The following is a 20152-nucleotide window of genomic DNA, read 5'->3' on the forward strand; positions in this document are numbered from 1 at the left end:
CGCGACGGGCCGGCTTGTCGGTGCCGGGTTTAGCTCCCAGGGACAGCAGTTCCACCATCAATCCACCCAGCAAGCCACCGACCACGCGGCCTTCTTGCTTCCGCTTAGCGTGCAGGACCGCGTCGAAAGGCTCACCGGAGACCAGGGTTTCGAACACCACCTCCATGCCGAGCAGGTCTCGGTAGAACGCCAGCGCGCGGTCCATGTCGGTCACGCCGACGACAAGGTGACAGAACGAAACGTCGGCCAGGACTGCGTCAGTCATGGTGCCTCCGCCGCAAGCTTGGCCGCCGGGCGGCCGGCGAACAGCGGCAGGTCCAGATAGGTCTTGATGCCGGGCTCGGCGGCGCAGACGTCGGGAATCGCGTTGACGCAGTGGTTGGCGGTGGCCACCACACCCGGATTTCGTTTCAGCCCTTCGGCGATCGTCTCCGGCTGCAGTCCCTTGAAGGTGAGGCTCACGGTCGGGTCGCCGGTGATCTCGACCTCGAAGCGTTCACCGCGCCCACCGAAGTTCCAGGCCGGTTCCAGGTTCTCCTCGCCCATCAGCCAGTTGACTGCCGCGGTGATCACCGGCTCGCCGTCGACGAGGGCCTGCCAGCGGAACCGGCGTGCGGCCACGGTACCGGTGGGAAGAGGAAATGGGCCGTAGTCGATGTCCGAGGTCGCCACGGCGACGTCCTGAATGGTCCGGATGTTCGGATCGATGCGAAATCCCATGTGGTCGGCGACCATTCGCACCGACTGCTTGAAACCCGCCTCGAGCAGGCCGGCCATCGGCCCTTGCATGGCTTCCTCGCGGGTGCCGCCGAATCCCATGATGTGGCGCACGACGTCCGGGGCGTTGTAGGTGCGGATGTCGGAGAATTCCTCGGCCCGCACGTGGCTGACCGCCGACGATAGCGAGGACAGCATGAGCGGGAATCGCTCGGTGATACCGCCCGGATGGATCCCCGAACCGTGCAGGGTCACACCGGCTTCGACCGCAGCGTCGGCGACGGCCTGGTGACGCGAGTTGCCCGGATCGGGGTATACCCAACCGACCGGGGTCACCACGTTCTTGCCGGACCGCAGGATCGCGATGACCTCCTCGTCGTTGGGGACCAGCGGGCTGTACACCACGCAGTCGGCCTCGGTCGCCAGGACCTCGTCGACGCTGGTGCTGGCGGCCACACCCAGCGCGGCGGTGCCGAGGATCTCGCCGACGTCGCGCCCGTTCTTGTCCGCACTGTGCACCCAGCACCCGACGAGCTCGAGCTGCGGGTGATTCAGTACGCATTCGATGGCGGCCTTGCCGACTCCTCCGGTCGCCCACTGAACGACACGAAGTTTGGACTGACTGTTCACGCGCGCACCCGCCTTTACACGTCGACGACTTAATGGCACAGTATGTCTAGATGGCAGTCACTGTCAACGATGCGGAGAGGTGGATGCGATGGGTGTCCTTGATGGCAAGATCGCGATCGTCACCGGAACCAGCCGCGGCGTGGGTGTCGGCATCGCCCATGAGCTGCTACGCGCGGGCGCCACGGTCGTCGGGTGTGCGCGCTCGCCGCTGGACAGCATCCCGGGCATCGAGCAGGACTGGGCGGCCCGCGCCTCCCAGAAGGTCTGCGACCAAGGCGATTACCGGTCGATCGACTCCTTTGTCGGCGAAGTCGTCTCCGCACACGGCCGGCTCGACATCTTGGTGAACAACGCCGGCGGGACCGTGCCGGCACCGCACGCGGAGAGCATTCCCGAACTCGTCCAACGCATCCAGGGCGCACCGCGCAGCGACGACGACTACGAACGCACCGCGCTGTTTCACGCCTACGCGGTGCAGATGAACCTGATCAGCCCGCTGTGGTTCGCGATCCGGGCATATCGGCAGATGACCACTCAGGACGGAATCGGTTGCATCATCAACATTTCCAGCGGTGCCGGGCATCCGGCTGGATCACCGACCCTGGTCTCGTACGGGGCTGCGAAAAGCGGTCTCAACCACCTCACCCGGTCGCTGGCCGAGGAATGGGGGCCGAAGGTCCGGGTGAACTGTGTGGCACTCGGGCCGACGATGACGGAGAACTTCCGGTCGTTCGTGCTGCCCAAAGACGATCCGACCGGCGAAAAGTACTTCGCCTCCGTGCCGTTGCGTCGCGCGGGCGAGCCCGCCGAGGTGGGCCGGGTGTGTGTGTTTCTGGCCGGCGGAGACGCGGACTTCGTCAACGGCACCACCATCGAGCACGACGGCGGCATGCTGCCCGGCGTGCTCTACGACGCCGGCCTGAAGACGATCACCGATCTGTTGTGACAGCGCGCAGGCTGCGCTGGGGCAGGCCCGAATACTGACTGAGCGGGCGGATCAGCGCGTTGGAGCCGGCCTGCTCGATGATGTGGGCGGTCCAGCCGGTGATACGGCTCATCACGAATAGCGGAGTGAAGCTAGGGATGTCGAATCCCATCAGGTAGTACGCGGGGCCGGTCGGGAAGTCCAGGTTGGGCTTGATGCCGTTGGCGGCGAACATCTCCTTCTCCAGGATGGAGTAGATGTCCAACCAGCGCTGGCCGTCGTGTGCCTTTGCGACCCGGATCAGGGCCTCTTTCATGGTCGGCACTCGGGAGTCACCGTTCTTGTAGACCCGGTGGCCGAAGCCCATGACCTTCTCTTTGTGAGACAGCTTGCCGTGCAACCACTCCGAGGCCTTCGAGGGATCACCGATCTCGATCATGTCGTGCATGACCGCCTCGTTGGCCCCGCCGTGCAGCGGCCCCTTCAGGGCGCCGATCGCCGCCGTCACCGCGCTGTAGATGTCCGACTGCGTTGACGTGACTACCCGAGCGGCGAAAGTGGACGCGTTGAAGCTGTGTTCGGCGTAGAGGATCATCGACTGCTCGAACGCGGTGCGGATCACCGGGTCGGGAATCTCGCCGAAGCACATGTTGAGGAAGTTGTCCACATAGCCGAGGTGGCTGTGCGGTGCGATCGGCGCCAAGCCTCGTCGGCGACGAATGTCGATGGCGACGATGGTGGGCAGAACGGCGAACATGCGCAGCGACTTGGCGTAGTTGGCCGACTCGGTGCTGTCGTCCTCCGCCGGGTCCTCGGCGCCCAAGTAGCTGATCGCGGTGCGCACCACGTCCATGGGATGGCAGTTGTCGGGCAGCTTGGCCAGCAACGACTGCAGCGAACGGTCGATTCGACGACTGGCCCGCTCACGCTGGGTGAACAACGCCAACTCGCCGTCGGTCGGCAGTTCGCCGTGCCACAGCAAGTATGCAACCTGCTCGAAGCTGCAGTGGGCGGCCAGATCCTGCACCGGGTAGCCGCGGTAGGTGAGCGAGTTGGTCTCAGGCACCACTTTGGATATCGCGGTGGTGTCGACGACCACCCCGGCCAGACCCTGGTAGATCTTTGGCTCGGCAGTAGCGACTGCGCTCATTGGTTCGGTCCTTTCACTTCAAAGTTGAAGATGTCGTCGTCGAATTGGCTGTAGTCGGCGTAGCGCAGCAGTTCGTAAAGCCGTTTGCGATGTTGCATCTGATCGAGCAAGCCGGATTGTGTTCCCGTGGCACCGATTTCGCGTAGTCCGGCTTCGACCGCCTGCATCGCCAGCCGCAGGGTGGTGACCGGGTAGATCACGATGTTGTAGCCGATGTCGGTGAGCTGCGAGACGCTCAGCAAGTCTGACTTGCCGAACTCGGTCATGTTTGCCAGCAGCGGGGTGTCGACCCCGGCACGGAAAGCCTCGAAGTCCGCTGGGCCGGTGAGCGCCTCGGTGAAGATCAGGTCGGCGCCGGCGTCGGTGTAGGCGCGCGCCCGCTCGATCGCGGCATCCAGGCCTTCGATACCGGCGGCGTCGGTGCGCGCACAGATGATGAAATTGGGGTCTCGGCGTGCTGCCACCGCCGCCCGCAGCCGCTTGACCATCTCCGCGGTCGGGACGACGGCCTTGCCGTCCAGGTGCCCGCACCGCTTCGGGTTGACCTGGTCCTCGAGGTGACAACCCGCCAGCCCGGCATCCTCCAGCTGGGTGATGGTGCGCGCGGCGCTCATCGGCTCGCCGAATCCGGTGTCGGCATCGATCAGCGTCGGCAGGTCGGTGACCGCCGCGATCTGCGCGCCGCGCGACGTCACCTCGGTCAGCGTGGTCAAGCCGATGTCGGGTAACCCAAGGTCGGCTGACAACACAGCACCGGAGACGTAGACCCCCTCGAAACCGATCTCGGCGACGAGCTTGGCTACCAGCGGCGAGAACGCGCCCGGGAAGCGTTGCAGCCGAACGGAATTCAAACCCGCCCTAAACGCCGCCCGTTTGTCGGCGGGGCTGGCTGCCGCCCCCAACAACCCGGTCATCGGAAAATCCCTGACGGAATGGTCGGGGCCTTGTCCAGCACTTCGGGCAGCGCCCGCACATTCAGCGCTCCCAAGTCGCCGCCCTTCAGATCGCCGACTTGCTGCACGGCGTTCAGGAACCGTTGCTGTTCAGCGGTATCCACCACCCCGTCGGCGAGATTGGTGAACTTGGCGATGTACTGCTCGCGCTGGAATGGCCGCGCGCCCAAGGGGTGCGCATCGGCGACCGCCAGCTCGTCGGTGATCACCTCGCCGCTCTTGAGTGTTACCTCCGCGCGTGCCCCGAACGCCTTTTCGGCCGGGTCAGTCGAGTGATACCGGCGGGTCCACTCCGGGTCCTCGACAGTGGAGATCTCGTGCCACAACTCGACCGTGTCCGGCCGGTGTGCACGTTCGGGAGCGTACGAGCGTTCGTGGTCCCATGTGCCGTCCTGCAGCGCGACGGCGAAGATGTAGGGCAGTGAGTGGTCCAGCGTCTCCCGGGAGGCGTCGGGGTCGAACTTCTGCGGGTCCCCGGAGCCGGTGCCGATCACGTAGTGGGTGTGGTGGCTGGTGTGCAGCACGATCGTGGCGATCTGTTCAAGATCGCCGATGCGCTCACGCAGCCGGCGAGCCAGGTCGATCGGCGCCTGGCTCTGGTACTCGGAGGAGTGTTCCTTGGTGTAACTGTCCAGGATGGCCCGCTTGGGCTCCCCCGGCGCGGGCAGCGGCACCTGGTAGGTGTGCTCGGGGCCGGACAGCAGCCAGGCGATCACGCCGTCCTCGCCCTCCCAGATCGGCGCCGGCGAACCCTCGCCCCGCATCGCGCGGTCGACCGCCTCGATCGCGACCTTGCCGGCAAGCGCAGGCGCGAAGGCCTTCCAGCTGGAGATCGAGCCCTTGCGGGATTGACGGGTCGCGGTGGTCAGGTGCAGCGCCTGACCGATGGCTTGGTAGATCGTGTCGGCGTCAAGCCGCAGCATGGTGCCCAGGCCGGCGGCCACCGACGGGCCCAGGTGGGCGACGTGGTCGATCTTGTGCTCGTGCAGGCAGATGCCCTTGACCAAGTCGATCTGGATTTCGTAGGCCGTTGCCAGGCCGCGAATCAGGTCGGCGCCCCGCACGCCCAGCTGCTGGGCGACGGCCACCAGCGGCGGGATGTTGTCCCCGGGGTGGGAGTACTCGGCGGCCAGAAAGGTGTCGTGGTAGTCGAGTTCGCGCACGGCGACGCCGTTGGCCCAGGCGGCCCACTCCGCCGAGTAGCTGCCGTCGACGCCGAACACCGTCGCACCCGGCCGCGCCCGGTGCGCCAGTGCCTGGTGGCGGGCGGTGGTGACCGGTCGCCGCAGCACCGATGCCGCGCTGACCGCAGCGTTGTCGATCATCCGGTTGATCACCATCGCCTCGGTCTCGGCGGCCACGGCGACCGGATCGGCCGCGACCTCCGCGATCTTGAAAGCGAGATGGTCGGTGAGCGGAAAGTCGTCGGCGCTGCGGTGCGTTCGAACCGAATGGATCAACATAATCCGCACACTATGCAAACTCCGCTGCGATGGAAAGTCCCTGGACATGTGTAATTTTGTGTCCTCTTCCGCCGCATATTGCGAATCTTGTGAAAGCCATCCGGAGTAATGTGTCAGCGGTGGCGAAGATGTTTTCGGGTGCTCGGTTGCGACGGCTGCGAAGCGAGCGCAGCCTCAGCCAGGTCGCGCTGGCGCGCGCGCTCGACTTGTCCACCAGCTACGTCAACCAGCTGGAGAACGATCAGCGGCCGATCACTGTCCCGGTGCTGCTTGCGCTGACCGAGCGCTTCGACCTGCCTCCGCATTACTTCTCCCCCGATACCGACGCCCGGTTGGTGGCCGACCTGTCGGATGTCTTTACTGCCACCGCCGGAGAGGATGCGGTCAGCGGCGCCCAGATCGAGGAATTGGTTGCCCGGATGCCCGGGGTCGGCCGAAGCCTGGTTGCCGTGCACCGACGGCTGCGGGACGCCACCGAGGAACTGGAGGCGTATCGCTCGCACGCGACGACAGAGACATCGCTGCCGCCGGAGCACCCGATGCCGTTTGAGGAAGTCCGCGACTTCTTCTACGACCGCAATAACTACATCGCCGAACTCGACACCGCGGCCGAGGAAATGTTTGCCGAGAACGGAATGAAGATCGGCGGGCTGGACGTGCAGCTGTCGGCGCTGATGCGCGACCGGTTGGGGGTTAGCGTCGTGATCGACGGCAATCTCGCCGAGCACGCCAAGCGTTCCTACGATCCCGATGCCCGAGTGTTACGCGTCGCGCAATGGCTATTGCCGGGGCAGCGCGCCTTTCAAATCGCCACCCAGCTGGCGTTGCTCAGCCAATCGGAGTTGCTGTCGGCGATCGTGGCCACCGACGACCAGCTCACCCCCGAATCCCGCGGTGTCGCCCGAATCGGCCTGGCCAACTATTTCGCCGGCGCATTTCTGCTGCCTTACCGCGAATTCCACCGGGCAGCAACCGAATTGCGGTATGACGTCGACTTGCTGGCCCGCCGTTTCGAGGTCGGCTTCGAGACGGTGTGCCACCGTCTCTCAAACCTGCAGCGACCGCAGCTGCGCGGGGTGCCGTTCATCTTCGTCAGAACCGACAAGGCGGGCAACATCTCGAAGCGCCAGTCCGCCAACGCGTTTCACTTCAGCCGGGTGGGCGGCAGCTGCCCGCTGTGGGTAGTGCACGACGCGTTCGCCCATCCGGGCCGGATCGTCAGACAGGTCGCCCAGATGCCCGATGGCCGTTCGTATTTCTGGATCGCCAAGACCACCGCACCCGAAGGGCAGGGCTATCTGGGCCAGCACAAGAGCTTCGCGATCGGCTTGGGCTGCGACGTGGTCCACGCCGACAAGCTGGTCTACTCCACCGGAATCGCGCTGGACGACCCGAATACCGTCGTCCCGATCGGAGCCGGCTGCAAGATCTGCAACCGGCCGGCATGCCCGCAACGCGCATTCCCCTACCTGGGCGGACGTGTCGTCGTCGACGAAAACAGCGGCAGCGGCCTGCCCTATTCGCCGGTAACCGAGCCGCGATCGGTATAGCCGGCCCGCGAAACGGCGGCGGCTACTGAGCCTGTTTGACCGGCGGCCGGTAGAACATCAGCAGCTGGCCGACCCCGCCGCCCAGTCCCAGCAGTAACGAGATCAGCAGGCCGTGCCAGCCGTTGCGCCAGTTCTGCCCGAAGATCAGCCAGTCCAGGCTGTACTGGCCGGGCCCAATTGTGGCGACCGCGACGGCGCCGGCGGCCAGCACCAGGTTGTATTCCCAGCCCTCCTTGACGATGAAGAAGCCGTTGGGTCGGTGCACGGTCCACGCGGCGACGAACATCAGGGCAACGAAGCCGGCAGCGGGAATGGGCGTGAAGAGGCCGGCCGCCAACCCCAGGCCGGCGCTGATCTCGGTGCTGGCCGCGACCACGGCCTGGAACGTGCCGTACTTCATGCCGATGCTTTCAAACCAGCGCGCGGTGCCCGGGATCCTGCCACCGCCGAAGAACTTGTTGTAGCCATGAGCTGCAAGGGTCAGCCCCAGTACCACCCGCAGGATCAGCAACCCGAGATCGTAGGCAACCATAGAGGCCAACCTAGATCATCGGGCAAGCACGGATGGGCCGAGGTATCCTGCGACCCGCAAACGACCGCAAAGGAGTCGCACATCAAGATCGCCATCATTGGCGCCGGCAACGTCGGGCGCACCCTGGGCACCGCCTGGCGCGACCGCGGTCACGACGTCGGGTTCGGCCTGTTGCGCGGCCGATCCTGAACATTCGAATGTCCATCCCGAACCCACCCGTGCTGCTGCTCGACGGCGACGCGAGCTACCCACCGGAAATTCTCGGCCACAAGGGGCACGGCATCGACATGATGCGCCGTAACGGTTTGCCGGTACCGCCCGCGTTCTGCATCACCGCGGAGGTAGGCGCACGTTATCGCGCCGCACCGGCGGCGACGATCGACGCGATCTGGGACGACGTGCTCGACGGGATGCGCCGGCTGGAAGCCGCAACGTCGCGCACCTTCGGACGAGGGCCTCATCCACTGCTGGTCAGTGTGCGCTCCGGCGCCGCGGTGTCGATGCCCGGGATGATGGACACGGTGTTGGATCTCGGGGTCAACGACGCCGTCGAGGAGGCACTGGCGGCAGAAGGCTCGGTCGGGTTCGCCCGCGACACCCGGCGGCGGTTCACCGGGTCTCCGGTCGGCTGCGACGCGCCCGCCGATCCGTACCTGCAATTGCGCGCCGCGATCGAGGCGGTGTTCGCGTCGTGGGACTCACCGCGCGCCGCTGCGTATCGCGCCCATCACGGGCTCGACGATCGGGGCGGTACCGCAGCGGTAGTGCAGGCGATGGTGTTCGGCAACGTCAACGCCAATTCCGGTGCCGGCGTGGTTTTTTCGCGAAACCCGATGACCGGCGCCGACGAGGAGTTCGGTGAGTGGCTGCCCGTCGGTCAGGGCGACGACGTGGTATCGGGCACGGTCGACGTGGAACCGATCACCGCGCTACGCGACCAGCAGCCGGCTGTCTACGACGAGCTGATCGCCGCCGCCCGCTCGTTGGAGCGACTCGCCTCCGACGTGCAAGAGATCGAGTTCACCATTCAAGACGGGACGTTGTGGCTGCTGCAGACGCGGCCGGCGAAGCGGTCGGCGCAGGCCGCGGTGCGCCTGGCGTTGCAACTGCATCGCGACGGCCTGATCGACGAGACCGAGACTCTGCGGCGGGTGCGGCCGGCGCATGTGGAGGCGCTGCTGCGGCCGTCGCTGCAACCGGAAAACCGCTTGACCGCACAGCTTTTAGCCGAAGGCCTGCCAGCCGGGCCCGGCGTGGTCACCGGGCGGGCCTATACCGAGGTGGACGCCGCGATCGATGCCGCCGACCGCGGCGAGGACGTCATCCTGGTGCGCAACCACACCAGTCCCGACGACATCCACGGCATGCTGGTCGCGCGCGGCGTCGTCACCGAAACCGGCGGGGCCACCAGCCACGCGGCCGTGGTCAGCCGTGAGCTCGGCCGGGTGGCGGTGGTGGGCTGCGGGCGCGGGATCGCGGAATTACTGGCCGGCAGGCTGGTCACCGTCGACGGCACCGAAGGCGAAGTGCGTGACGGGATTCTGCAGCTGACCGCCTGGTCCGAGGACCACACACCGGAGCTGCGCGAATTGGCCGACATCGCCCTGCGCGTCAGCCCGCTTCGCGGCCACACCAGCGGCGACTACCCACGACTGGAGAGCTACTCCGACGGCGCGGTGCGCGCGGCGATGGCCAGCGGCCACACCGACGTAGTGTCCGCCAGCCCGCTGCTGGCGATGCTGGCCGCGATGCGCCTCAACGAGGGCACGTGAGCGAGTTGGCCGTGTTGCAGGCGGTCCGGCTGAAGGGTCGGGTGAGCCTGGCCGACCTGGCCGTGACGCTCGGAGAGGATGCGGACGACCTCGCCGGCACCGTTGAACGGCTCACCGAGTCGGGCTTGCTTGTCGACGGCAAACCGCTGCGGGTCAGTCCCGACGGCCGTGTCCGGCTCGCCGAGTTGCTGGCCACCGAGCGCGCGCACATCGACACCGCGGCGCTGGCCGACGCCTATGCCGAATTTCGCTCCGTCAACGCCGAATTCAAAGCGCTGGTCACCGATTGGCAACTCAAGGACGGCCAGCCCAACAACCACGAGGACCCCGACTACGACGCCGCTGTGCTGGCTCGCCTGGAGGACGTGCACCACCGGATAACGCCGATCGTCGACGCCGCTGCTGCCCAGCTGCCGCGGCTGAGCCGCTACTCGGCCAAACTGCAGTCAGCGCTGGACAACGTCCATGCCGGCGACACGGCTTGGCTGTCCCGGCCACTCATCGACTCCTACCACACCGTGTGGTTCGAGCTGCACGAGGAGCTGATCGTCGCCGCCGGCCTGACCCGCGACTCGGAAGCTAAATCCGGTGATGCCCAATAGGTTTCGTCAGAGCTCGTCGTTCAACCTGGCGACATAGTCGTCGATGTCGCCGACGGCGGATTCGGCCGCATGGACGCTGATCGCCACCGTGTCGCCGATACCGTGCACGCCATGAACGAGGCCCATCAGCGGTGACAGCGCCGGATAGCCGGCGGTCCACAACACCGGTGCCGCACCGAAGAGCAGGTCGCCGGGTCCGCGGTAAACGCTGGACACCACTGTGTGGCCGGACACCCGCGATGGCCGGACGTCGGGGTCGAAATGGCTGACGCCCCAGCGCAGCAGCGGCGCGGGCACAGCGGCGAACGCCTGGTCCGCCGCGCGCACCGCCGGGTGCTGTGAGCGCCGGCGGGCGTCGGCCAAGTCTGCCGCGATCCGCTCCACTCGGGCCTCCCGGCCCAGGCCCGGATACAGCCCGACAGTCACGTTGGAGAAGTGGTTATACGCTTGTGGCACACCGGTTTTAGCCATCGGGACCTCGGCTATCAGCGATGCGTCCGCATCGCCCAGGTAGCCGGAGAGTGCACCGGACACTGCGGCCAACGCCGCGACGGTGACGGTCGGGCCGCGCACCTGCGCGCGGTGCCGCAGCAGGGTCCGCATGGTGCGCACCCCGGCAGGCCGGGCGTTGGTGGACAGCGCCGGCCGCGTTCCGGGCCCAGGCCGCAGCAGCCCAGCGCCGGTGTCGCGCACCAGCTTGCGATGGGCGCGAACGGAATTGACGGCGCGCCAGGGCAGGAAGCCCGGCGAAGCCGACACGTCGGGTACCGGCTTGGGCCGGCCGAAGAGCCAAGCGGCCAGCGCTGACGCGCGCGCACCGTCGGCTAGCGCGTGCGCGGCCTGCATCACCGCGACGGTGCCCGGGCCGGTGCCGCCCGGCAGGTCGTGCACTGGCCCGAAGAAGTGCAAGCGCCACGGCGCCCGGCGGATGTCTACCTGGTCGTCGGCGAGCCGGACCACGGCGTCAAGACAGCCGCTCCAGCTGTCGTCGTCGAGTTGCTGGCGAGTGATCCGCTCGGGTCCAAGGGAAGTCGCCACCCAGCTGGGATAGGTCAACGGCGATCCGTCGTCCACGCGTACCGTCAGTGCTGGACACGCTCGCGCCCGACCGCGCACATCGTCGACCGCGCGCTCGAAATCCGTTGGCTCGCCGTCGAATGCGTAGAGCAAAAATTGGTCGCTGGGGACCTTGGCCGACATCCAGTAGAACTGCGCATCGACGGCCGTCATCCGGGCCGGCATGTCCACCTCCTCTTAGACCACAGTTGTCCGACTTGTGTGGGTGTCACGGGACGGTGTGTGGGATTGCAGCCCATTAGCGTGTCGTAGCAGGCCGCAGGGATGACTCAGAGTTGTCTTGTCACCCGTGGTTCGGGTTGACCCTACTGTGGTGTGTCACCCCTGCGGTCTGCGTTCGCGGCGTGACTGAAGAGAGGCCTGACCGCAAGCTGCTGTGAGAGGTACTTGAAGTCGGATTGTCCGCCGCGGATTCCCCACCCACATGAGCGAAGGGAACCCGTATTCCATGATCGTCATCGGCATCGATCCGCACAAGACCACTCACACCGGCACCGCACTGGACCCGGCCACCAACTCTGATGTCGGTTCGCTGCGCATCGAAGCATCCCTGGCCGAATACCAGCGTCTGATCCTCTGGGCGAAACCATGGCCCGAACGCACCTGGGCGATCGAAAACGCCGACGGTCTCGGGCATCACTTGGCGCTGTGGTTGCTAGCTCGCGGTGAGGTCGTCCTCGATATTCCGACCACAGCGACTGCACGGGTCCGGGAACTCTCCCGGGGAGGTCGCCGTAAGAACGACCGCATCGATGCCGCGGCGGCGGCTAGTGTCGCAGCGCTGCAGGGCGATGCCCGTCAGGTCTACCCCGAGACCACCACCGACGCGCTGGCGCTGCTGGATGAACGTCGAGTCAACCTGTCACACAGCAGAACCCGCGCGATCAATCAATTACACGCGCTGCTGCGCGAGTTGATGGCCGGCGGCGCACCGACGTCGCTGACCCCCGCCAAGGCTACCGCCGCACTCGGTGGATTCCGCCCCCGCACCGGCCCAGACCGGACTCGGGAGGACCTTGCCAAGGAGCTCATTGCCGACGTCCGACGCTTCGACAAGCAGATCAAGGCCAACGAGGCCAAGATCGCCGTTCTGCTCGACGAGCACGGCACCACTCGGCGCGAGGTCGACGGCGTCGGATCTGTCTTGGCCGCCCGCCTGCTGGGCCGCACCGGCCAGGCGACCAGGTTCGCCTCGGCTGCCGCATACGCGAACTACACCGGCACCGCGCCCGTCCAAATTGCGAGCGCTGATTCCTCTAGGCACCGGCTGTCCCGCTACGGGGACCGGCAACTGAACTCCGCGATCTCCCGTCACCGGTGTGCTTGAACAGGAAGCCGCCGTGCGCCTCGATCGCCTTACGCAAGACCTCGTCATGCGCGGCCAGCGCCGCCCGCATGCCATCCGCGTCGGCCTCCCACCGACGCGTCGACCCCTCCACACCGGTGAACAGAAACGTCACCACCCCCGAGGGAGCAGCCGCCGCAGGAGCGGACACCCCCGCAGCATCTCACAAACAGACGCGCTCCCACCTCGCACATCGGCGGAATCCGACCGAGACACCCACGTCCCGAGGCGCGGCCCAGCGCTACCCGGTGGCCGGATCGCGGCGGCGATATGGCACATGCTGGCTGGCCAGCGATGACACGATAGTGACGTGGAACGACAGTGGGGTGGCCGCGTGACATGACGGCGGCAGCCTTGGTGTGCGGGTCGTGCGGTACTGAGCTGCCGCCGACCTCGAAGTTCTGTAACGAGTGCGGTGTGGCGGTTGCGACTGCCACGACACCGGCCGAGTACAAGCAGGTCACGGTGCTGTTCGCCGACGTCGTGCACTCGATGGACATCGCTGCGGCGGTGGGTGCCGAGCGGCTGCGCGAGATCATGGCCGAGCTGGTTGAGCGTTCTAGGGCGGTGGTGCAGCGGTGCGGCGGCACGGTCGACAAGTTCACCGGTGACGGGGTCATGGCGGTGTTCGGTGCGCCGGTTGCGTTGGAGGACCACGCTATTCGTGCCTGTCTGGCGGCCTTGGGCGTTCAGCAGGAGGCGAAGCGGCTTGCCGTCGACGTCCAAGAGCGCGACGGCCTGGACCTCCAGTTGCGCGTGGGACTTAACTCCGGTCAGGTGATCGCCGGCGAAATCGGCTCTGGCGCTTTGGGGTACACCGCGATCGGTGAGCAAGTGGGGATGGCGCAGCGGATGGAATCGGTCGCACCACCGGGCGCGGTGATGCTCAGCGCGTCGACCGCGCGACTGGTCGAGGGCGCGGCGACTCTCGGCGAATCGCAGCATGTGCAGATAAAGGGTGCCGATGCGCCAGTGCCTGCCCAGCGGCTGTTAAGTATGGGGGAACGACCTGCTGTCGGGCGGGCTGAGTCGAATCTTCTTGGTCGGCGCTGGGAACTGTCCGCCATCGAGAGCTTGTTGGACCGCGCCGTCGATGGCCACGGCGCGGTGGTTGGCGTGGTGGGATCACCGGGTATCGGCAAGAGCCGTCTGGTGCGTGAGATGGCGGTGATCGCTGCTGGGCGCGAAGTCGAGGTGTTCAGCGCCTACTGCGAATCGCACGCCACCGACATTCCCTTCCACGTCGTGGCGCGGCTGCTGCGGGCAGCCTTCGGCGTGCGCGATTTAGAGGGCCCGGCCGCCCGCGACCGAGTGCGCTCGCGGGTCCCGGATGCCGACCCCGAGGACTTGCAGCTCTTCGATGGCTTGTTGGGCATCGCCAATCCCGGTGTCGAGCTGCCCAAGATCGATCCCGATGCGCGGCGGCGGCGGTTGACCGCGCTGGTCAATGCCGCCTCGTTGGCCCGCCACACCCCAGCGGTCTATGTCATTGAGGACGCGCACTGGATCGATGAGGTCAGCGAGTCAATGCTGGCCGAGTTCCTCACGGTGATCCCGCAGACGCCCTCGCTGGTGCTGGTCACCTACCGCCCCGAATACCGCGGTGCGTTGAGCCAGGTGGCCGGTGCCCAGACCATCGCCCTTGCGCCGCTAAGTGATTCGGAAACCGCAGCCCTGGTCTCAGAGCTGCTCGGGTCGAACCCCTCGGTCGGCGGGGTGATCACCATGATCACCGAAAAGGCCGCCGGCAACCCGTTTTTCGCCGAGGAGATCGTGCGCGACCTGGCCGAGCGCCGCGTGCTACGGGGCAACCGCAACGCCTACGAATCGACCACCGATGTTGGCGAGGTCAGTGTGCCAGCCACCTTGCAAGCGACTATTGCCGCGCGCATCGACCGGCTTGACCCGGCGGCCAAGCGCGCGTTGAGCGCAGCGGCTGTCATCGGTTCACGGTTCAGCCGGGAACTCCTGGAAACGCTCGGGATTGATCCTGTCCTGCAGGACCTGTTGAGCGGCGAGTTCATCGATCAGATCCGATTTACCCGGCAATCCGAGTATGTGTTTCACCATCCGCTGATTCGGACGGTGGCCTACGAAGCCCAGCTCAAATCCGATCGCGCCGAGCTGCACCGCCGGCTGGCCGCGGCGATCGAAGACCACCAGCCGGAATCGACTGATGACAACGCCGCAATGATCGCCGAACATCTAGAGGCCGCCGGTGATTTGCACGCGGCCTACGGCTGGCACATGCGCGCGGCAACGTGGGCGACCAACCGCGACATCAACGCTGCCCGCCTAAGCTGGGAGCGCGCCCGGAACATCGCTGACGCATTACCCGCCGATCACCCCAACGGGGCAGCCATGCGCATCGCCCCGCGCACCATGTTGTGCGGGATCGCCTTTCGAGTCCATGTGAACGTGGCTGGCGACCGCTTCGATGAATTGCGGGAGTTGTGTACCGCCGCCGGGGACAAGGCGTCGCTGGCCATCGCCATGGCCGGGCTGGTGATGGATCACGCGTTCCAGGATCGGGTGCGCGAGGCGTCGCGGCTGGCCTCCGAAGCGATGGCCCTCATCGAGTCGCTCGACGATCCGACCTTGACGGTGGGGCTGTCCGTGCCGCTGGTCTACGCCAAGGGCGAGAGCACCGAGTGGTCTGACGTGCTGCGGTGGTCACAAAGGGTCATCGACCTAGCCGACGGTGACCCCTCAAAAGGCAACTTCCTTGTCGGGTCTCCGTTAGCATTCGCCTTTGCGACGCGGGGTGACGCCCGTTATTGGCTGGGTCGTCCCGGATGGCGCGACGACCTGCGCCACGGCCTGGCCATGGCCCGCAGCGCCGACCCGATGTCCCACGCCTCGGTCGTCGCCTACGTCTACCTGGCGGGGATACACGGCGTGCTGACGGCCGACGATTCGGCGGTGCGCGAGATCGAGGCTGCCCTGCGGGTTGCCGAACGATCTAGTGATGACCACGCGTTGACCCTCGCCCGGATGACGCTGGGCGTTGCGCTGGTGCACCGCCAAACCGATGCGGAGCGTGACCGCGGACAGAAGCTGCTGGCCGAGGTCGGCGACGTGTTACACAACCTGGGCGAGTTACCGATCGTCAAGGTGTGCCTGGCACGGGAGAGGGCTCGGCGTGGGGATCGCAATGACGCGATACCGCTCATGCGCGCCGCCGTCAACCATCTATTCCGCGAGGGACGGCTGCTGGGGTGGGGCGTTCCGACGACGGGTGTTCTGGTGGAGACACTGCTCGATCGCGGGGCCGACGGCGACCTAGTCGAAGCCAAGGCTGCGATCGAGCGGTTAGCGGCCGCGCCAGCCGACGAGGGTCTGGTGATGCGCGACATCTGGCTGTTGCGGCTGCGGGCTCTGCTGGCGCGGGCTCACGGCGATGCCGCAGCTTACGCGCACTTCAGGGATCGCTACCGCGACATGGCGAGAACCCTTGGCTTCGAAGGACATATCGCGTGGGCCGAGGCAATGACATGACGGCGGTGGGGTCGGCGTGCGTGCGTCATGGTCGGGGGTTGTCTGAGCGCAACGGCCGGAGCAAGCTCCTCAGAATGTCGGCGCGGTCAGCCCGGAAATCTCCACAATGGAGGCGGGTACCGAACTGCCAGTGCTTCGTAGCTGCAAAGCTGAATGAGCACGGTCAGCGTCTGGGCCAGGGGTTCTGGCATGACCCTGGCCCTGGTTGCCGTGAGGGTGCGTTCGGCGATTCTGGTCCCAGCTCAGCATCACGCCGTTACGGTGAGCGCATGGCGGACGACTTGGCTGACGAGGTACAACGGCTAGCACAACAGCAGAAGGACGAGCTGGAACAGCAGGGGCTTACGGTCCCTACCGACGTCGACGAAGACGAAGCGATGCATTCGGTTCAACAGCAGATGGACGACCTTGGCCTCGAATGCGACGCCGTCGAAGCCCGCCGCATCGTGCGGGAAGCCTGGGCCGAGCAGTAGCAAGTCAGGCCCGCGCGGGTCGCGGCCGGGCCTTGTCACGCATTCCCGTTACCGTCATCTGCATGGAAGCGCTTCTTGCCACCAGTCTTGGCTCACGGCAACCGGTTTGACGGGTTGTATACCCTACCTATACCCCCATGCCGATGAACCGCGTGCCGTCCAGCACGAAGCTGCCGGACAAGACCGAGCCCGGCTCGCCCGGCCCGGCGTCGGTGGCACGGTTGAAGCTCTCGATGCGCGAGTTCGGGAACACCGAGGTGTAGAACGTCGCCGCCTCCTCGAGGTTGTGGTCGAACCACAGCGAGGGCGTGATCGAGGGCATGAACTCCTCCTACTCGGTGGTGTTGGTTGCAAGGGTCTAACCGATAGATCCCGGCGGCAACCAAAACTCATCGCCGGGTGCGGGCAGGTGATTGCGGCAAACCTGCTGTAGGTAACGTCAGGCGGATATCTACCGAGAGGACGCCGATGACTACTGTGAGCAGCGCTCCGCAGACTGTCGAGTATTCGGGAGTCAATGGGCTCACCCTGGTCGCCGACGAGTGGAACCGCGGCGCCGACGCGGCGGCCGATCGGCCGACGATCCTGATGCTGCACGGCGGCGGCCAGAATCGGTTTTCCTGGAAAAACACCGGTCAGGTGCTGGCCGACGAGGGATTCCACGTGGTTGCGCTCGACAGTCGCGGGCACGGTGACAGCGACCGGGCGCCCGACGCCGACTACGACGTCGAGACGTTGACCGCCGACGTCATGCAGGTGCTCGATGCGATCGGGCGGCCGGTGATCCTGATCGGGGCGAGCATGGGCGGCTTGACCGGTATCCTCGCCGCGGATCAGGCCGGTCTCGACCGGGTCACGCGGTTGGTGCTGGTCGACGTGGTGCCACGGTTCGAGAAGAACGGCAGCGCCCGCATCCGCGAATTCATGTTCAGCGGTCTGCATGGGTTCGGCTCGCTTGAAGAGGCCGCTGACGCCGTCGCCGCGTATCTGCCGCACCGGACCAAGCCGCGCAGCCCCGAGGGGTTGAAGAAGAACCTCCGGCTGCGTCACGGCCGCTGGTATTGGCATTGGGATCCGGCGTTCATGACCAAGCCCGGCGACGACCCGGAATTGCGCACCGAAAAATTCGAGCAAGCCGCGGCGGACTTGACGATCCCGGTGTTGTTGATCCGCGGCAAGCTGTCCGACGTGGTCAGCCCCGAAGGCGTGCGGCACTTCTTGGACACCGTGCCCAACGCCGAGTTCGTCGAACTGTCCGACGCCGGGCACACCGCGGCCGGCGACGACAACGACGCCTTCAGCAACGTCGTCGTGAGCTTCGTGACGCGTTCGGCCTAACCCGGCCGACATCTATTATTCCGCAGGCTTTTCCGCGTGTCCGCCGAACTGCTTACGCATCGCCGACAGCGCCTTGTCGGCAAAGTCAGCGAGGCGGCGTGAGGCAAAACGGGCATAGAGCGCCATAGTCAGAACCGGCGCGGGCACTCCCTCCTCAACCGCCGCAATCGCGGTCCACCGGCCCTCCCCGGAGTCGGAGACCCGCCCGGTGAATTCGGTCAGGTCGGGCGCTTCGCCCAACGCGATCGCGGTGAGGTCGAGCAGCCACGAGCCAATGACGCTGCCCCGCCGCCACACCTCGGCGACCTCCGGGATGTCGATCTTGTACTGATAGAACTCGGGGTGCTCCAGTGGTGCGGTTTCTGCGTCCCCCTGCTCTACGCGGGTGCCGGCGTCGGCATTGCGCAGGATGTTGAGCCCCTCGGCGAGGGAGGCCATCATCCCGTACTCGATCCCGTTGTGCACCATCTTCACGAAGTGCCCAGCCCCGGACGGCCCGCAGTGCAAATAGCCCTTCTCGGCTTGCCCGATCTCGCCGGTGCGGCCCGGCGTGCGCGCCGCCGCGTCGAAACCGGGCGCGATGGTGGCGAAGAGCGGCTCCGCGTGCTCGAATGCGTAGTCGTCGCCGCCGATCATCAAGCAGTAGCCGCGCTCGCGTCCCCACACTCCACCACTGGTGCCGCAGTCCAATAGGTGAATCTCCTTCTCGGCCAGCAGCTTTGAATGCTTTAGGTCGTCGCGGTAGTAAGAGTTGCCGCCGTCGATCACGATGTCGCCGGTTTCCAGCGTCTTGGCCAGCTCATCGATCACCCCGGTGGTGATGTCACCGGCCGGCACCATCACCCAGACCACGCGTGGCTTGGCGAGCTTCTCGGCCAACTCGGACAGCGACGACACTCCGGTGGTGTTGTCTTCGCCGGCCATCGCCTTGACCGCGTCCGGATCGTGGTCGTACACAACGCATTCGTGCCCGTCTTTGACTACCCGGCGCACGATGTTGGCGCCCATTCGGCCCAGACCGATCATCCCTAGCTGCATGTTGTCCTGTTCTCCTTACTGTGATGCACGGTTGTTGCCGTCCAGCCACGGCTTTTGCCAACCGTGATGACCACGCAGCAGTGACTGCGCCTCGTCGGGCCCCCATGAGCCGGGTTCGTAGCGGTGGACCTTGCCCGGGGTGTCGAGCAGTGGCTGCATGATGCGCCAGGTCTCTTCGATGCCGTCTTCACGCGCAAACGGCTGCCGGTCGCCGGTCAATCCGGCGTGTAGCAGGCGCTCATAGGTTTCTATCGGTTCGCCCAAATCCTCGGCGAACTTGGAATCCAGGTGCACGTCCTGCCAGCCGTGCTGGCCCTGAGCGGTCAGCTGCAGGCGCAGCCCGGGGTCCGGCTCGATGCGCAACACAATCTGATTCGCCTCCGCCCGGGTCGATTTGGGCAGGAAAGCCAACCGCGGGGTGCGTCGAAGAAACAGCCGGACTTCGGTGACCTTCTCCGGCAGCGCCTTCCCGGCCCGCAGAAAGATCGGCACCCCGGCCCAGCGCCAGTTGTCGATCTCCAACCGCAGCGCGACAAAGGTCTCGGTCTGTGAATGATCCGAGATCCCGTCGATGTCGGTATAGCCCGCGTACTGCCCTCGCACGTATCGGTCCGGGTCCGCCGCGGGCATCGCGCGGAACACATCGGCCTTCTTGTCGTTCAGGTCGTCCGAGCTGGGTCCGACCGGGGGCTCCATCGCGACCAGTGCGAGCCCCTGCAGCAGATGGTTCTGCACGACGTCACGCAAGGTGCCCACCGCGTCGTAAAACCGACCCCGGTCTTGCACCCCGAAGTCTTCGCCCATCGTGATCTGGATTTCGGAAATGCTGTTACGGTCCCATAGCTCGGCAAGCGCCAGGTTGCCGAAGCGCAAATATTCCAGTTCGACGATCGGTTGTTTGCCCAGGAAGTGATCCACCCGCAGGATCTGTTCCTCGTCGAGCACCGTGTGCAGCCGAGCGTTGAGTTCCTGCGCGGATGCCAGGTCGTGGCCGAATGGCTTCTCCAAGGCGACGCGCGATCCTTGCAGGAGATCGGCCTTGGCCAGGCGTTCGACGATTGACGCAAATAGCGAAGGCGGCATTTCCAG

The 20152-nt window shown here is 66.2% G+C and carries 16 protein-coding genes and 3 pseudogenes; 8 read left to right on the forward strand and 11 right to left on the reverse strand.

Translation table 11 applies throughout. From position 1 onward, the window contains the following. Both VKI00_RS28495 and VKI00_RS28500 read right to left on the reverse strand, forming a co-directional pair. Positions 1-265, reverse strand: a 265-nt coding sequence (locus VKI00_RS28495) for a VOC family protein (RefSeq protein ID WP_324444194.1), incomplete at its 3' end; no start/stop codon positions are given. Beyond that, entirely contained in the window at positions 262-1347 is a 1086-nt protein-coding gene (locus VKI00_RS28500) for a dihydrodipicolinate reductase (RefSeq protein WP_324444196.1), read from the reverse strand. The genes VKI00_RS28500 and VKI00_RS28495, both read right to left, overlap by 4 nt. An 88-nt stretch (positions 1348-1435) precedes the next feature. On the opposite strand from VKI00_RS28500, the gene VKI00_RS28505 reads away from it, so the two are divergent. After that, complete coding sequence (locus VKI00_RS28505) at positions 1436-2293, forward strand: SDR family oxidoreductase (protein WP_324444198.1); 858 nt, start codon at positions 1436-1438, stop codon at positions 2291-2293. On the opposite strand, the gene VKI00_RS28510 is transcribed toward VKI00_RS28505, so the two are convergent. The 3 genes from VKI00_RS28510 to prpD are packed head-to-tail and all read right to left on the reverse strand — an operon-like array spanning position 2277 to position 5838. Next, entirely contained in the window at positions 2277-3422 is a 1146-nt protein-coding gene (locus VKI00_RS28510; RefSeq protein WP_324444200.1) for a bifunctional 2-methylcitrate synthase/citrate synthase, read from the reverse strand. The two genes, VKI00_RS28505 and VKI00_RS28510, sit on opposite strands and share 17 nt — an antisense overlap. After that, positions 3419-4336, reverse strand: coding sequence for a methylisocitrate lyase (gene prpB, locus VKI00_RS28515; protein WP_324444202.1), 918 nt, complete (start codon positions 4334-4336; stop codon positions 3419-3421). The genes VKI00_RS28510 and prpB overlap by 4 nt, the downstream gene beginning before the upstream one ends. Then, positions 4333-5838 (reverse strand): 2-methylcitrate dehydratase PrpD, encoded by a 1506-nt coding sequence (gene prpD, locus VKI00_RS28520; protein ID WP_324444204.1) that lies wholly within the window; start codon positions 5836-5838, stop codon positions 4333-4335. The genes prpB and prpD overlap by 4 nt, the downstream gene beginning before the upstream one ends. Positions 5839-5966: 128 nt before the next feature. Between prpD and VKI00_RS28525 the strand changes: the two genes are divergently transcribed. Further along, entirely contained in the window at positions 5967-7388 is a 1422-nt protein-coding gene (locus VKI00_RS28525) for a short-chain fatty acyl-CoA regulator family protein (protein ID WP_324444224.1), read from the forward strand. Positions 7389-7410: 22 nt separating this feature from the next. On the opposite strand, the gene VKI00_RS28530 is transcribed toward VKI00_RS28525, so the two are convergent. Continuing rightward, positions 7411-7920, reverse strand: coding sequence for a DoxX family protein (locus VKI00_RS28530; RefSeq protein ID WP_324444206.1), 510 nt, complete (start codon positions 7918-7920; stop codon positions 7411-7413). Between the two features lie 197 nt (positions 7921-8117). On the opposite strand from VKI00_RS28530, the gene VKI00_RS28535 reads away from it, so the two are divergent. Beyond that, entirely contained in the window at positions 8118-9692 is a 1575-nt protein-coding gene (locus tag VKI00_RS28535; RefSeq protein ID WP_324444208.1) for a pyruvate, phosphate dikinase, read from the forward strand. After that, positions 9689-10294: a MarR family transcriptional regulator gene (locus VKI00_RS28540; RefSeq protein WP_324444210.1), complete on the forward strand. Its 606-nt coding sequence runs from the start codon at positions 9689-9691 to the stop codon at positions 10292-10294. The genes VKI00_RS28535 and VKI00_RS28540 overlap by 4 nt, the downstream gene beginning before the upstream one ends. 6 nt (positions 10295-10300) lie before the next feature. Here VKI00_RS28540 and VKI00_RS28545 read toward each other — a convergent pair whose 3' ends face one another. Next, positions 10301-11536, reverse strand: coding sequence for a DUF1298 domain-containing protein (locus tag VKI00_RS28545; protein WP_324444212.1), 1236 nt, complete (start codon positions 11534-11536; stop codon positions 10301-10303). A 283-nt stretch (positions 11537-11819) separates the two neighbouring features. Between VKI00_RS28545 and VKI00_RS28550 the strand changes: the two are divergent. Further along, a pseudogene (locus tag VKI00_RS28550) lies at positions 11820-12677 on the forward strand (IS110 family transposase); the annotation flags it as partial. A 1-nt stretch (position 12678) separates the two neighbouring features. On the opposite strand, the pseudogene VKI00_RS28555 reads toward VKI00_RS28550, so the two are convergent. Continuing rightward, positions 12679-12867, reverse strand: a pseudogene (locus VKI00_RS28555) (hypothetical protein); the annotation flags it as partial. A gap of 188 nt (positions 12868-13055) precedes the next feature. On the opposite strand from VKI00_RS28555, the gene VKI00_RS28560 reads away from it, so the two are divergent. Continuing rightward, the gene (locus VKI00_RS28560; RefSeq protein ID WP_324444214.1) at positions 13056-16214 is read left to right on the forward strand and encodes an AAA family ATPase; all 3159 of its coding nucleotides are present in this window, start codon (positions 13056-13058) and stop codon (positions 16212-16214) included. Positions 16215-16483: 269 nt separating this feature from the next. Further along, positions 16484-16687 (forward strand): hypothetical protein, encoded by a 204-nt coding sequence (locus VKI00_RS28565; RefSeq protein WP_324444216.1) that lies wholly within the window; start codon positions 16484-16486, stop codon positions 16685-16687. A gap of 136 nt (positions 16688-16823) precedes the next feature. On the opposite strand, the pseudogene VKI00_RS28570 reads toward VKI00_RS28565, so the two are convergent. After that, positions 16824-17009: pseudogene (locus VKI00_RS28570) on the reverse strand (VOC family protein); the annotation flags it as partial. A 146-nt stretch (positions 17010-17155) separates the two neighbouring features. Between VKI00_RS28570 and VKI00_RS28575 the strand changes: the two are divergent. Continuing rightward, positions 17156-18025 carry an alpha/beta hydrolase gene (locus VKI00_RS28575; RefSeq protein ID WP_324444218.1) on the forward strand — a complete coding sequence of 290 codons (870 nt, stop codon included), beginning with the start codon at positions 17156-17158 and terminating at the stop codon, positions 18023-18025. Between the two features lie 15 nt (positions 18026-18040). Here the strand turns inward: VKI00_RS28575 and gnd are convergent, their stop codons facing one another. Both gnd and VKI00_RS28585 read right to left on the reverse strand, forming a co-directional pair. After that, positions 18041-19063, reverse strand: a complete 1023-nt coding sequence (gene gnd, locus VKI00_RS28580; protein WP_324444220.1) for a phosphogluconate dehydrogenase (NAD(+)-dependent, decarboxylating) — start codon at positions 19061-19063, stop codon at positions 18041-18043. A gap of 15 nt (positions 19064-19078) precedes the next feature. Further along, on the reverse strand, positions 19079-20152 hold a 1074-nt coding region (locus VKI00_RS28585; protein WP_324444222.1), incomplete at its 5' end, for a glucose-6-phosphate dehydrogenase.

The organism is Mycobacterium sp. (assembly GCF_035314665.1).
In the GTDB taxonomy this organism is placed as follows: Bacteria; Actinomycetota; Actinomycetes; order Mycobacteriales; family Mycobacteriaceae; genus Mycobacterium.

Coding starts and splice junctions, on each gene's coding strand:
- gnd (WP_324444220.1), bottom strand. CDS start 19,063: ATGCAGCTAGGGATGATCGGTCTGGGCCGAATGGGCGCCAACATCGTG.
- VKI00_RS28505 (WP_324444198.1), top strand. CDS start 1,436: ATGGGTGTCCTTGATGGCAAGATCGCGATCGTCACCGGAACCAGCCGC.
- VKI00_RS28535 (WP_324444208.1), top strand. CDS start 8,118: ATGTCCATCCCGAACCCACCCGTGCTGCTGCTCGACGGCGACGCGAGC.
- VKI00_RS28560 (WP_324444214.1), top strand. CDS start 13,056: ATGACGGCGGCAGCCTTGGTGTGCGGGTCGTGCGGTACTGAGCTGCCG.
- VKI00_RS28575 (WP_324444218.1), top strand. CDS start 17,156: ATGACTACTGTGAGCAGCGCTCCGCAGACTGTCGAGTATTCGGGAGTC.
- VKI00_RS28545 (WP_324444212.1), bottom strand. CDS start 11,536: ATGCCGGCCCGGATGACGGCCGTCGATGCGCAGTTCTACTGGATGTCG.
- prpD (WP_324444204.1), bottom strand. CDS start 5,838: ATGTTGATCCATTCGGTTCGAACGCACCGCAGCGCCGACGACTTTCCG.
- VKI00_RS28525 (WP_324444224.1), top strand. CDS start 5,967: ATGTTTTCGGGTGCTCGGTTGCGACGGCTGCGAAGCGAGCGCAGCCTC.
- VKI00_RS28510 (WP_324444200.1), bottom strand. CDS start 3,422: ATGAGCGCAGTCGCTACTGCCGAGCCAAAGATCTACCAGGGTCTGGCC.
- prpB (WP_324444202.1), bottom strand. CDS start 4,336: ATGACCGGGTTGTTGGGGGCGGCAGCCAGCCCCGCCGACAAACGGGCG.
- VKI00_RS28565 (WP_324444216.1), top strand. CDS start 16,484: ATGGCGGACGACTTGGCTGACGAGGTACAACGGCTAGCACAACAGCAG.
- VKI00_RS28530 (WP_324444206.1), bottom strand. CDS start 7,920: ATGGTTGCCTACGATCTCGGGTTGCTGATCCTGCGGGTGGTACTGGGG.